We start from the raw sequence: 11,715 nt of genomic DNA, 5'->3' as shown, positions 1-11,715 counted from the left end.
ATTGGTCGCAGGAGAGACTTTCGATGCGGACGATTCTGGCTGGCGCGGCTGTTGTCGGCTTGGCGTTGTGCAGTGCGGTTGCAAGCGCAGCCCGCGCCGCCGAGCCGTCGCCGGAGCTGATCGCCTACGGCAAGACGCTGGTCGAGGCCGGCGACTGCGCGGGCTGCCACACCGCCGATCCCGCAAAACCGTTCGCGGGCGGCAAGCGCATCGACACGCCGTTCGGCGCGATCTATGCGCCGAACCTGACCCCGGACCGCGACACCGGGATCGGCGCCTGGAAAGATGCCGATTTCACCCGCGCGTTGCGCACCGGCGTCGCGCCCGACGGCTCGAACTACTATCCGGCGTTCCCTTATCCCTACTTCACGAAGATGACGAAGGACGACACGCTGGCGATCCGCGCCTATCTCGGCACGCTTGCGCCCGTCGTCAGCCGCAACAAGCCGCCGGAGCTGCGCTGGCCGTTCGGCTATCGCGGCCTGATGCGGGTCTGGAACGCGATGTATTTCAAGCCCGGCCTGTTCGAGCCGGACCAGGGCCAGAGCGCGGCCTGGAACAGAGGTGGCTATCTCGTCACCGGGCTCGGTCATTGCGGCGCCTGCCACACGCCGACGAACTATTTTGGCGCGGACAAACAGGCGCAGGCGCTCTCGGGCAACGAGGTCGGCGGCTGGTACGCGCCAAGGCTCGACGGCGCCTCCCGCACAGGCCTGAAGTCGTGGAGCGAGGCGGACATCGCCGAATATCTGCAGAGCGGGCGCAATGCCAGGAGCCATGCCGGCGGGCTGATGGCGGAGGTGGTCGTCAACTCAACGGCGAAGATGAGCGATGCCGATGTGCGCGCGATCGCGGTGTACCTGAAGAGCCTGCCGCCGTCGCGGCGCGAGACCATCGTGACGCCGCCTGATGATGCCGAGATGAAGGCGGGCCAGGCGGTCTACGCCAAGCTCTGCATCGCATGCCATGAAGCCGACGGCACGGGCGCGCCGCGGATCTATCCGCCGTTGCCCGGCAATGCGCTGCTGCAATCGATCAATCCGTCCTCCACCTTGCGCATCATCCTCGACGGCGCCCACACCGTGACCACCCCGCGCGCGCCCAACACCGGCGAGATGCCGCCCTATGACAGGCTGTCCAATGAGGAGATCGCTGCGGTGACGAACTACATCCGCAACGCCTGGGGCAATGCGGCCCCCCTGGTGACGCCGGCGCAGGTGGCGAAGGCCAGGAAGCAGGGGAGAATGGGGAGTAGCGAATAGCCAGATCTATCCGCTATTCGCCATTCGCGCGCGCGGCGCTCACCTCTCGTCATCCCCGGTGAACACGAATTTCGGCATCTCCCATTTGTAGCGCACCGCGAGCAGGCGGAAGCTGAGACCGAGCACGAAGGTCAGGATGGTCCAGAGCTCGGCATTGAGGTTGAGGCCGAAGGCGGTGGCGTAGAACAGTCCCGTCACGACCGAGACGCTGGCGTAGAGTTCGGATCGGAACAGCAGCGGCACGTCGTTGCAGAGCACGTCGCGCAGCACGCCGCCGGCGCAGCCCGTCACCATGCCCGACACGATCACGATCGGCAGCGAGGCATCCATCTGCCAGCCGACGTTGCAGCCGATCATGGTGAAGACGACGAGGCCGATGGCATCGAGCACGATGAACGCGAGGTGCAGCCGATGCACCAGCCGCGCGATCAGGATCGTGAGCAGCGCCGCGCCACCCGGCAGCGCGAGGTAGATTGGGCTCGCCACCCACACCAGCGGGTAGTGACCGAGAAACAGGTCGCGCAGCGTGCCGCCGCCGAGCGCGGTCACGCAGGCGAGAAGACAAACGCCGACATAGTCCATGCTGCGCCGGCCGGCGGCGAGTGCCGCCGTCATGCCCTCTGCCGTGATGGCGACGAGTCCCAGAAGATGCAGCACGCTATCCGTCGGCGGCAGGCTCCACATCGGCTTGTTCCCTTCGTCGCGCCATGGAACCGCGTCCAGTTCCCAGCCAGACAGGTTCCCGATTCCCGCCGGGAGGGCAACATCCGACGAAAGCATAAAACGGGCGGAACAGAATCTCGCATCCCCGGGTTGTCACGGCGCAATCAACGAGGAGATTGAATCGATGGCTGACGACCGTTTTCCCAACGATCCGTACCGCCCGAACCTCGCCGACGATGAGTATCTTCGCGCGGCGCGCCGGGATGCCGACCTTCAGGCCGATCCCGAGCTTGGCGAAGGCCCCGCTTCCAGCGGCAAGGTTGCGTTGTTCGCCGTTGCGATTGCGCTGGTGCTGGGTGCCGTGTTCTACGGCCTGAACAATACCACCACTAGCAACCAGGCCAGCAACGCACCGGCCTCGCAGACGGCACAGACGCAGCCCACCAATCCGGCCGCGCCTCCCGGCATGCGCGACGTGACGCCACCGCGCAACAACGCCGAGCCGGGCGTGACCACGGGTGCGGCGCCGAGCAAGCCGGCCCCGGATACGCAGAAGCCGTCTGACGGCGCGAAGTAACACTTAGCAATAGCGCGTGAAAGCGGCGGGACTCAAAAAGTCCCGCCGCTTTTCGTTTCCTGGGCTGATCGTCGCCTCTAGCTGAACATCTTGTTCAGCTCGCCGCCGGGATAACCGCTGCCGAGCTCGGTGAACGTACCCTTCTCCGCCATCTCCTTTGCCGCACGCATGAAGCCGCCCCAGGCGGCGCGGGCGAGCGAGCCGCCGACGCTGATCCGGCGCACGCCGAGATCTTCGGCCTGCTGCAACGACAGGCCGGATGCGCCGATCAAGAGGTTGAACGGCTTTGGTGCGACAGCCTTCACCACAGCAGAGATGTCCTCGCAGGTCTTCAGGCCCGGCGCATAGAGGCAGTCGGCGCCGGCATCGGCGTAAGCGGTGAGCCGGTCGATCACCAGATTCAAGTCGGTCACGCCCCACAAATACGCTTCGCAGCGGCCGACCAGCAGCGTGCCGCTGTCGCCGATCGCCTTGCGCGAGGCCTTGATGCGCTCGACCGCGAGTGCGCGATCGTAGAGCGGCCTGTCCTTGTCGCCGGTGGAATCCTCGATCGACAAGCCGGCGACGCCGGTGCGCACGCAGCGCTCGACATTGTCCACGACCCTGTCAGGCTCGACCGCAAAGCCGCCCTCGAAATCGGCGTTGACGGGGATGTCGACGGCCGAGCTCAATGCTGCCAGGTGCTGACAGACCTCCTCGACGCTGACGTGGTTGTCGGCCTTGCCGATGGTCCAGGCGAAGCCCGCGCTCGACGACGCAATCGCCTTGAAACCGAGATGCTGCAACGCCTTGGCGCTGCCGATATCGACCGGATTGGGCAGGATGAAGCAGCCGCTTTCGTGCATCTTCTTGAAGGTCGCGCGCTTGTCCGCGGTCGTGACGTGCATGTTTCTCTCCCTTGTTGGCCGCGCAGACATAGGCGCGCTAACACGGCAGCGCCAGTGCGCGCCCGGCAGCGCTAGTGCGCGTCGTGCACCGCCCGGCTGTCCTTCGGCGCCTGCTCGCGATCATTCATGCCGTAGTCCCTGACGACGCTGGCGATGCGCAAATGATAATCGGCAAAGATCTGCGCCCTGCCCTTCGCCTGGGTGCGGCGATGCTCCATCGTGTTGCGCCAGGCCTGCACCGCCGCCTCGTCGCGCCAGAACGACACCGACAGGATCTTGCCCTTCTCGGTCAGGCTCTCGAAGCGCTCGACCGAGATGAAGCCGTCGATGGTTTGCAGGATCGGCTTCAGATCGGCTGCGAGGTCGAAATAATCCTGGCGGTGTTCCGGCTTCGGCCAGACCTCGAAGATCACGGCGATCATGGGCATCTCCTGCTGCTATCGGGCCTACAATACCACCTTGCGCAGGAACGTGCGCTCTTCAGCGAGGATGAATTTGTGTTCCTCGGCGAAATGGAAATTCGCCATGCCCTCCGCATCCTGCCGCAGCCGCGCGCGATAGGCCTCGTATGCGGCCAGACTCTCGAAGCTGATCAGCCCGAAGGCGATGTTGTTGGTGCCCTCATGCGGCATGAAATAGCCGATCAGGTCACCGCCGCATTTCGGGATGATGGTGAGCCAGCGCTTCGAATATTCCTCGAACTGCGCGCGCTTGAACGGGTCGATCTGGTAGCGGATGAAGACGGTGACGGACATGATGGCTCCTGTTTTCTTCCGTCACTGCGAGCGCGGTCTCGTAGGGTGGGCAAAGGCGCGTCAGCGCCATGCCCACCATTTCTTCGTAATAGCAACAGAACGTGGGCACGCTTACGCTTTGCCCACCCTACGGCTTCGGCTCCTCGCAATGACGTGTTTGCAGCAACACGCTACGCCCTTGCCCGACCACAATGCTTCGGCTACCATCGAAGCATGAAATCAGGACCCGACATCGCCCTGGTCGCTTCGCTGGTCGGCGATCCCGCGCGCGCCAACATGCTCACCGCGCTGATGAACGGCCGCGCGCTCACGGCGAGCGAGCTGGCGCAGGAGGCCGGCATCACGCCGCAGACTGCGAGCTCGCATCTGGCCAAGCTCGAGGCCGGCGGGCTGGTCGAGCCGGAGAAGCAGGGCCGCCACCGCTACTATCGCCTCACCGACGACGACGTCGCCAGCGTGCTCGAGGGCCTTGCAGGCCTTGCCGCGCGCACCGGCCACATGCGCGTGCGCACCGGGCCGAAGGATCCCGCCTTGCGGCGCGCGCGGATCTGCTACGACCACCTCGCCGGCGATCTCGGCGTGCAGATGCTCGATTCCCTGCGCGAACGGCATCTGGTCAAGCAGAAGAAGCAGGACATCGAGCTGACGGCCGAGGGCGAACGCTTTCTCGCCAGGCATCTGCAGATCTCGCCCGGCATGCTCACCCATCCACGTCGCCCGGTGTGCAAAGCCTGCCTCGACTGGAGCGAACGGCGCCATCATCTCGCCGGCACGCTGGGGGCCGCCATGATGCAGCGCTTCGCCGAGCTGAAATGGGCGGCGCGCGATGCCACGCCCGGCAGTCGTGTCGTCAACTTCACCCGCACCGGCGAGAAGCAGTTTGCCGCGCTGTTCGGCGACGGGAAGGACTGACCCACGCGCCGCCACAGCGGAAGTGCGCGCCTCAAATGCTCCCGGCCCCGGCGTCATTTAGGATTGCTGCCGGGCCGGCCGCCGACGCCAGTGTCTGTCGCGCCAAGCCGCATGCCGGGAACGTTCATGCCGCATTCAGGTCATGATTGGCAGGTTTGGATCGCGCCGTGCCGGCATGTTGCAAAATTAACATGTCGAATCGTGTCTTTTGATTCATTGTGCGCCGCAAGCGCCAAGCTCCCGAAGACTTGCTCCAGAGAGTTGCCTCCAAAGACTTGCCCCCAAAGACTTGCCCCAAGGACGAGAAGGAAGATCACATGAAATACCTGTTCGCCGCCGCCATGCTCGCCAGCGCGGTTGTCGGTTTCAGCGAGGCCGCCAGCGCCGCGCAGGGTTGCGGCCCGGGTTGGTATCGTGGCGCCTACGGCGGCTGCCGCCCGATGCGCGGCGCGGTCGTCGTGCGCCCCGCCCCGGTGGTGGTCGCTCCGCCAGTCGTCGTCGTGCCGCGCGCGCGTGTGTGCCCCTATGGCTTCCGCTGGTACGCCGGCCGCTGCCGCCCGTTCTGATCTCTTTGCATCGCAAAGATGGCCGCGCAGGTTCAGCCTGCGCGGCCATTTTCGTTTTCAGGCTTGTTCGTTTTCAGGCTTGCCGCCGACTAATCGTCCGCCGTGGATTTTGAGCGGCCTGGAATCGAAACGGGGACCGCGGCTGCGGTCCCCGTCCAATTCGCGGCTTGCCGCGGCTCACCAGTGGCGGCGGTGCCAGCGCCGGCGACGCCAGCCCCAATGACGGTGACCCCAGCCCCGGTGGCGGCCATGCCAGTGAACCTGTTCCGGCGTCAGCTTGGCGGCTTTCTCGCTGGTGGTGACGGCAGGATGAGCGTCGGGGTTGCCTTGCGGCATGCGCGCGGGATCGCCGACCGGCTGCGGCGACAACGGCGCGGCCTGCGCGGTCGCGGCGAAGGCGGCGGCGCCCGCCGTCACTCCCAATGCAAGTTTCAAAAAGTTCCGGCGCTCCATGACATGTCCTCTAGGCTATCGAGCAAGTGATGCAGAGGGAGTGTCGCGGTCACGACATGAACCAAGGCTGAATCCTGTGTTCAGATTCAGAAATGAAGTGAGATGGAGAATTCGTAGCCTGGATGGACCTCGCTACTTCGCAAACTCCTGCGCCAGCACCAGCGTCTCGCGCGAACGCCTGACATCGGGCCAGTCGCGGTTGAAATCGGCGACGAGCTGGTTGAGCGCATCGCCCTTCAGCATCGCCGCGAGCTTGGCCTCGTCATCGAACTTATACATCGCCTGATGCAGCGAGGGATCGTCCAGGCTCCAGAATCGCCAGGCTTTGCTCACGCCGAATGCCTTCACCGCGTCGGGCACATGTTCCCTCTCGTACCATCGGTCAAAAGCGGCGCGCTTGCCGGGATCGGTGACGATGGCGCGAACGACGAAGAAGGCAGCGGGCATCGGGTTTCCTCCTGTTGTTTGGCGCGAACCTAGCCGGATAAGCCGCCGCCGACAAAAAGAGTTGGCGCGGGTGTCGGAACGGACGCCCTTCGCTCGTCCTTTGTTTCGAACCAGGACACGGAGACAGCAAATGGCCGACCTCACCCTGACCACCTTCAATTGGGTTCCCGAACCGCCGCGAGGATTCGTGCGCGACCTTCGCGTGCGCTGGGCGCTCGAAGAGGCCGCGCTGCCCTATCGCGTCGCAAGCGCCCCATTCGACGATCGCGGCGCCGCACATTTCGCGCATCAGCCTTTCGGCCAGGTGCCCTGGCTGACCGACGGCAACCTCTCGATCTTCGAGACCGGCGCGATCCTGCTGCATCTCGGCGGGCTCAGCGAGAAACTGATGCCATCAGATCCGCGCGGCCGCACTGAAGCGACGGAATGGGTGTTCGCGGCGCTCAATTCGGTGGAGATGGCCAGCCTGCCCTGGGGAATGTCGAAGTTCATGGGCCATCCGACCGACACGGCGGCGTGGAAATTCGTCGACGACTTCCTCAAGCTGCGGCTGAAGCATCTCGAGCCGGTGCTGGCCGGCCGCGAATGGCTGGCCGGCTCCTTCTCCGTCGCCGACATCCTGATGTCGGACGTGCTGCGCGTCGTCGATGGTTTTGGTGGCCTGGCGGACAGTCCTGCCTGCCGCGCCTACGTCGCGCGCGCCACGGCCCGCCCGGCCTTCATCAAGGCCCATGCCGACCAGATGGCGCATTTCGCTGCGGCGGATAAGGCACGCGTAGTTCGTAGGGCGGATTAGGCGAAGCCGTAATCCGCCAACGCCTGCATCCGGCGATAAAGACATTGGCGGGTTACGCTGTCGCTAATCCGCCCCACACCTCACACCAGCTTCAGCGGCGCGTCGGCGACCACGCGCAGGTCGATGCTGCCGATCAACGCCGCCCGGCGTGCCTCCGCAGCACTAATGGCGTCGTCCGTCTGCCGCAACGTGCTGACGTTCGAGCCCAGCGACACGATCCCGCCCAGCACCAACGCGATCGATCCGAGGGCTGCGGTCTGACCGAAGCCAAACAGACCGAGGATCGTGATCAGCAACAGCGCGGCCCCGCCACCGATCGCGATCTTGGACGCCAGGATGTACTTCCGGCACCGCTCGGCGATCTCGGCAAGCCGCTCGATGCGATCCTCGATGTCGGAGATTTCGTCCGTCGGATCGTCTTTGGTCATTGGATTCGAAATTTTAAGGTGACTCGATTGCAAATAGAACCTAGCAACGAAGGCTCTCGTTCAGCCAGGCAGCTTGCCTCCAACCGACTTGTAGAATTCCGCAAGTTGGTTCGCTAACAGTGAGGCCAATAAATCTTCCATCTGCGAGACGTCGATCCGGTCTCCATCGCGAAAGGCTAAATCGGCCGCATCCAACGCGTCGAAATAGGGCTTTCGGTTGTCGACAATTTGATCCGGTATCGTCGGTGTGCCCGGCAGAAGCGCACCAGCACGAATTGAAAGGACGACATACGAGACAATCCGGGAGGTACGACCATTCCCGTCCGCGAACGGATGAATCCAATTCAGCCGCCACATGAGATAGGCGCCGAGATGGATCGGCGTGCTAGCCTCCCACCGATCATTGACGTAGTCGCACATGTCCTCAACGAGTTCGGGGACCAGATGTGCACCAACGGGCTCATGCTTGCTTCCCTCGATGGCAACGCCGCCGGGGCGATAGTTGCCAGCGTAAGAGCTGATGCCCGCTAAAGCTTCTCGCTGCAAACCGAGGATGAGTGACGGACGGAGCTTGAATGAGCCTCGCTCAAGAGCCGTCTGTATCACGCCAATTGCTGCGTCGTACTGACGGAACCCGTTCCGAGCTTCGGCCGCAGCCTTTTCCTGAGGATCGGTAATCAACTCAGGTTCGAGCGCACGGCTATCGCGCCGTTCACGCTCTTCGCTTGTCATTTTTTATCCTTGGCCAGCTTTTCGGCCTCACGATCCACCATTTCGCGCGTGATGAGCGAATTTTCGAAATGGGTATTGCCATACACGAAGCTCCGCCGCTGCTCCTCCCGATGTTCCGGGGATGGATTAGCCGTCTTGGCAGCTTCGATCAGCTTCTTGAGTGCGTCGGTCATGACACCAATATAGACGAGTCCGTTCAGGGGCACCATGCGATTTTATACGTAGTGCCCCCGGTAAGTTCATCTCACAACGGCAAATTGTCGTGCTTCTTCGCCGGCGCTTCGACCTTCTTGTCCTTCAGCATCGCCAGCGCCCGCGCGATGCGCTTGCGGGTCGAATGCGGCATGATGACGTCGTCAATGTAGCCGCGTTCGGCGGCGATGAAGGGTGACAGGAAGCGGTCTTCGTATTCCTTGGTGCGCGCGGTGATCTTGTCGGGGTCGCCGATGTCGGAGCGGAAGATGATCTCGACCGCGCCCTTGGCGCCCATCACCGCGATCTGGGCGGTCGGCCAGGCGTAGTTCATGTCGGCGCCGATCTCCTTGGAGGCCATGACGTCGAAGGCGCCGCCATAGGCCTTGCGGGTGATGATGGTGACGAGCGGCACGGTGCATTGCGAATAGGCGAACAGCAGTTTCGCGCCGTGCTTGATCAGGCCGCCATATTCCTGCGCAGTGCCCGGCAGGAAGCCCGGCACGTCGACGAAGGTGACGATCGGGATGTTGAAGGCATCACAAAAACGAACGAAGCGCGCGGCTTTCCGCGATGCGTCGCTGTCGAGCACGCCGGCCAGCACCATCGGCTGGTTGGCGACGAAGCCGACGGTACGGCCCGCGATGCGGCCGAAGCCCGTGACGATGTTCTTGGCGAAGCTCTCCGCGATCTCGAAGAAGTCCCCCTCGTCCACGACCTTCAGGATCAGCTCCTTCATGTCGTAAGGCTTGTTCGGATTGTCCGGGATCAGCGTATCCAGGGACATGTCGACGCGACCGATGTCGTCGAAGCTCGGCCATTCCGGCACGCCGTCACTGTTGTTGGACGGCAGGAAGTCGATCAGGCGACGCATCTGCAGAAGCGTCTCGACGTCATTCTCGAAGGCGCCGTCCGCGATCGAGGAGCGCGTGGCGTGCACCGAGGCGCCGCCCAGCTCTTCGGCGGTGACGACCTCGTTGGTGACGGTCTTCACCACGTCAGGACCGGTCACGAACATGTAGCTGGTGTTCTTCACCATGAAGATGAAGTCGGTCATGGCAGGCGAATAGACGTCGCCGCCGGCGCAGGGGCCCATGATGACGGAGATCTGCGGGATCACGCCGGAGGCGAGCACGTTGCGGCGGAACACGTAGGAATAGCCGGCGAGCGCAGCGACACCCTCCTGGATGCGGGCGCCGCCCGCGTCATAAAGGCCGATGATGGGCGCCCGCGCCTTCATCGCCATGTCCTGGAGCTTGGTGATCTTTAGCGCATGCGTTTCCGAGAGCGAGCCGCCGAAAACCGTGAAGTCCTTCGCGAACACGAACGTCTTGCGGCCGTTGACGGTGCCCCAGCCCGTGACGACGCCGTCGCCGGGCACCTTGTTCTTCTCCATGCCGAACTCGGTGGAGCGGTGCTCGACGAACATGTCGAATTCCTCGAACGATCCCTTGTCGAGCAGCAACTCGATACGCTCGCGCGCGGTCAGCTTGCCGCGGGCGTGCTGCGCCTCGATGCGCTTCTCCCCGCCGCCGAGCTTTGCGCCGGCGCGACGATCTTCAAGGGCGTCCAGGATGTGTTTCATTTGCTCCCGCCAGTTCTTAAGTGATGCGGGGTTCTAACACGGCATTTTGCGGACCGGAAAGCGCCTTTCCGCGCCGCAGGGCTGCCCTGTCCGGGCTAAAAGCGTGAGAGATTACAAAGTTTTGCCCGGGAGGCGAGCATGGACGAGAGAATGGCCGAGACTGGTGCGGCGACGGGCGGCGTCAACATCCTGCTGCGGCTGGAGGGCCTCACCCTGTTTATCGGGATGGTGATGCTTTACTGGGCCTGGGACGGCTCCTGGCTGGTCTTTGCCCTGCTCTTCTTCGTCCCCGATCTCAGCTTCCTGGCATACCTGTCCGACGCCAAATTCGGCGCGCTGATCTACAACGCCGCCCACAGCTACATGGCGCCGGTGTCGCTGCTGACGCTGGGCTTCGGCCTCGGCTCGCCGCTCACCTTGTCCATCGCCTTGATCTGGCTCGCCCATATCGGCATCGACCGCGCGCTCGGCTATGGCCTGAAATATTCCGCCGGGTTCGGCTTCACCCATCTGGGCCGGATCGGGCGGCAAAAGGACGCCTGACGCGCACGAATTTGGTCGCCCGGCCCGGTTGACCGGGCCTGCCGATTCAGGCTTGCTTCGCGCTCGCGATCAGGCGCCGAATGTTGCGTGAGCTCAGTTGGTACGGCGGCGGTCATTACGCCTTGGCTCGAGCATCACGCAAGCATCACTGAGATGTCCGCGACGGTCGTCCCCCTGCCGCCGAACTCGTCGTCCCAAACCATCGACTTCCTGCGGCGGATGGCCAGCATGGTGTCGGGGCAGAACGGCGAGATGCTGCTGCGCGCCGCAAGCCTGATCGAGTCGCTGGCGCAGCGGGCCATGTCGGCCGAGCGGCTCTATCATGAGCAGCTGGATGCGAGCACGCGTAACGCCGAGCTGCGCGAGGCCGCCGATCTCGCCTCCGATGCCATGGTCGGCCAGATCGAGGTGCTGCGGGCGCAGCTTGCCGAGGTCACCGCGGCAGCCGCCGCCGAGCGCGCCGCCTTCGATGCCGAGCGCGGCAAGCTGATCGGCGTGATGCAGAATGCCGAGAGCCATATCGGCAAGCTCACGACCGAGCTGGACAGCTTGCGCGCCTCCGTCGACAGCTTCAACGCGACCGCGGTCTCCGTGCCGATCGAGGTGCTGCGGCTGGCGCGGACGCAGTTCGATTTCCTCTCCGCCGGGTTTGCCCGCAAGGGCGACGTGATCTCGCAGGCGATGAGCGAGATCGGCGGCTTTGCGATCGACCAGGCGCTGACGGCGAAGAAGAGCGACACCGCCTGAGGCGGTCGCCCCTGCCTGCGTCGAGCTCAACCCGCATGTCGGCGGCAATCCGAAGACGGCCGCCGAGTCGCGCAAGGCGGTGGAGGAGTTTTTGCAGGTGTTGTTCAAGTTGGGCTAAAAAGGCCTTCAGCCTGCACCAGTGCCGTAGGGTGGGCAAAGCGTAGCGTGCC

General features: G+C 64.1%; 17 protein-coding genes and 1 pseudogene. 8 read left to right on the top strand and 10 right to left on the bottom strand.

Annotated features, from left to right (window positions below; genetic code table 11):
- Positions 1 to 23 precede the first annotated feature (23 nt).
- A complete protein-coding gene (locus GGD62_RS15990) occupies positions 24 to 1,262 on the top strand; it encodes a cytochrome c (RefSeq protein WP_183709002.1) in 1,239 nt (412 codons plus the stop codon).
- Positions 1,263 to 1,301: 39 nt separating this feature from the next.
- Here the strand turns inward: GGD62_RS15990 and GGD62_RS15985 are convergent, their stop codons facing one another.
- On the bottom strand, positions 1,302 to 1,946 hold the full coding sequence (locus GGD62_RS15985) for a trimeric intracellular cation channel family protein (protein WP_183709001.1): 645 nt from the start codon (positions 1,944 to 1,946) through the stop codon (positions 1,302 to 1,304).
- A gap of 163 nt (positions 1,947 to 2,109) precedes the next feature.
- On the opposite strand from GGD62_RS15985, the gene GGD62_RS15980 reads away from it, so the two are divergent.
- Positions 2,110 to 2,502, top strand: a complete 393-nt coding sequence (locus tag GGD62_RS15980) for a hypothetical protein (protein ID WP_018322303.1) — start codon at positions 2,110 to 2,112, stop codon at positions 2,500 to 2,502.
- A 77-nt stretch (positions 2,503 to 2,579) separates the two neighbouring features.
- On the opposite strand, the gene GGD62_RS15975 is transcribed toward GGD62_RS15980, so the two are convergent.
- The 3 genes from GGD62_RS15975 to GGD62_RS15965 form a co-directional block, all read right to left on the bottom strand.
- Positions 2,580 to 3,389 carry an oxaloacetate decarboxylase gene (locus tag GGD62_RS15975; protein ID WP_183709000.1) on the bottom strand — a complete coding sequence of 270 codons (810 nt, stop codon included), beginning with the start codon at positions 3,387 to 3,389 and terminating at the stop codon, positions 2,580 to 2,582.
- Positions 3,390 to 3,460: 71 nt separating this feature from the next.
- A complete protein-coding gene (locus tag GGD62_RS15970) occupies positions 3,461 to 3,811 on the bottom strand; it encodes an antibiotic biosynthesis monooxygenase (protein ID WP_026202720.1) in 351 nt (116 codons plus the stop codon).
- 24 nt (positions 3,812 to 3,835) lie between these two features.
- The gene (locus GGD62_RS15965; protein WP_018322300.1) at positions 3,836 to 4,144 is read right to left on the bottom strand and encodes an NIPSNAP family protein; all 309 of its coding nucleotides are present in this window, start codon (positions 4,142 to 4,144) and stop codon (positions 3,836 to 3,838) included.
- A 213-nt stretch (positions 4,145 to 4,357) separates the two neighbouring features.
- On the opposite strand from GGD62_RS15965, the gene GGD62_RS15960 reads away from it, so the two are divergent.
- A complete protein-coding gene (locus tag GGD62_RS15960; protein ID WP_177237286.1) occupies positions 4,358 to 5,056 on the top strand; it encodes a helix-turn-helix transcriptional regulator in 699 nt (232 codons plus the stop codon).
- A 317-nt stretch (positions 5,057 to 5,373) separates the two neighbouring features.
- The gene (locus tag GGD62_RS15955; RefSeq protein ID WP_026202719.1) at positions 5,374 to 5,622 is read left to right on the top strand and encodes a GCG_CRPN prefix-to-repeats domain-containing protein; all 249 of its coding nucleotides are present in this window, start codon (positions 5,374 to 5,376) and stop codon (positions 5,620 to 5,622) included.
- A 177-nt stretch (positions 5,623 to 5,799) separates the two neighbouring features.
- On the opposite strand, the gene GGD62_RS15950 is transcribed toward GGD62_RS15955, so the two are convergent.
- Both GGD62_RS15950 and GGD62_RS15945 read right to left on the bottom strand, forming a co-directional pair.
- Positions 5,800 to 6,075 carry a twin-arginine translocation signal domain-containing protein gene (locus GGD62_RS15950; RefSeq protein WP_183708999.1) on the bottom strand — a complete coding sequence of 92 codons (276 nt, stop codon included), beginning with the start codon at positions 6,073 to 6,075 and terminating at the stop codon, positions 5,800 to 5,802.
- A 132-nt stretch (positions 6,076 to 6,207) separates the two neighbouring features.
- Complete coding sequence (locus GGD62_RS15945; RefSeq protein ID WP_183708998.1) at positions 6,208 to 6,522, bottom strand: hypothetical protein; 315 nt, start codon at positions 6,520 to 6,522, stop codon at positions 6,208 to 6,210.
- A 130-nt stretch (positions 6,523 to 6,652) separates the two neighbouring features.
- Between GGD62_RS15945 and GGD62_RS15940 the strand changes: the two genes are divergently transcribed.
- A complete protein-coding gene (locus GGD62_RS15940) occupies positions 6,653 to 7,318 on the top strand; it encodes a glutathione S-transferase family protein (RefSeq protein WP_183708997.1) in 666 nt (221 codons plus the stop codon).
- A gap of 80 nt (positions 7,319 to 7,398) precedes the next feature.
- Here GGD62_RS15940 and GGD62_RS15935 read toward each other — a convergent pair whose 3' ends face one another.
- Genes GGD62_RS15935 through GGD62_RS15920 form a run of 4 tightly spaced genes read right to left on the bottom strand, consistent with a single transcriptional unit; the run spans position 7,399 to position 10,255 of the window.
- A complete protein-coding gene (locus tag GGD62_RS15935; RefSeq protein ID WP_183234611.1) occupies positions 7,399 to 7,746 on the bottom strand; it encodes a hypothetical protein in 348 nt (115 codons plus the stop codon).
- A gap of 60 nt (positions 7,747 to 7,806) precedes the next feature.
- Positions 7,807 to 8,478 carry a Fic family protein gene (locus tag GGD62_RS15930; RefSeq protein WP_018322294.1) on the bottom strand — a complete coding sequence of 224 codons (672 nt, stop codon included), beginning with the start codon at positions 8,476 to 8,478 and terminating at the stop codon, positions 7,807 to 7,809.
- The gene (locus GGD62_RS15925) at positions 8,475 to 8,687 is read right to left on the bottom strand and encodes a hypothetical protein (protein ID WP_018322293.1); all 213 of its coding nucleotides are present in this window, start codon (positions 8,685 to 8,687) and stop codon (positions 8,475 to 8,477) included. The genes GGD62_RS15930 and GGD62_RS15925 overlap by 4 nt, the downstream gene beginning before the upstream one ends.
- Before the next feature lie 35 nt (positions 8,688 to 8,722).
- The gene (locus GGD62_RS15920) at positions 8,723 to 10,255 is read right to left on the bottom strand and encodes an acyl-CoA carboxylase subunit beta (RefSeq protein WP_183708996.1); all 1,533 of its coding nucleotides are present in this window, start codon (positions 10,253 to 10,255) and stop codon (positions 8,723 to 8,725) included.
- 138 nt (positions 10,256 to 10,393) lie between these two features.
- Between GGD62_RS15920 and GGD62_RS15915 the strand changes: the two genes are divergently transcribed.
- The 3 genes and pseudogenes from GGD62_RS15915 to GGD62_RS40800 all read left to right on the top strand — a co-directional run.
- The gene (locus GGD62_RS15915) at positions 10,394 to 10,798 is read left to right on the top strand and encodes a DUF4260 domain-containing protein (protein ID WP_018322291.1); all 405 of its coding nucleotides are present in this window, start codon (positions 10,394 to 10,396) and stop codon (positions 10,796 to 10,798) included.
- 153 nt (positions 10,799 to 10,951) lie between these two features.
- The gene (locus GGD62_RS15910) at positions 10,952 to 11,545 is read left to right on the top strand and encodes a hypothetical protein (protein ID WP_183708995.1); all 594 of its coding nucleotides are present in this window, start codon (positions 10,952 to 10,954) and stop codon (positions 11,543 to 11,545) included.
- 10 nt (positions 11,546 to 11,555) lie between these two features.
- Positions 11,556 to 11,663 (top strand): annotated as a pseudogene (locus GGD62_RS40800) (carboxymethylenebutenolidase); the annotation flags it as partial.
- Positions 11,664 to 11,715: the final 52 nt, after the last annotated feature.

The organism is Bradyrhizobium sp. ERR14, assembly GCF_014198235.1.
In the GTDB taxonomy this organism is placed as follows: Bacteria; Pseudomonadota; Alphaproteobacteria; order Rhizobiales; family Xanthobacteraceae; genus Bradyrhizobium.
This window is presented reverse-complemented; position numbering and strand designations above follow the sequence as displayed.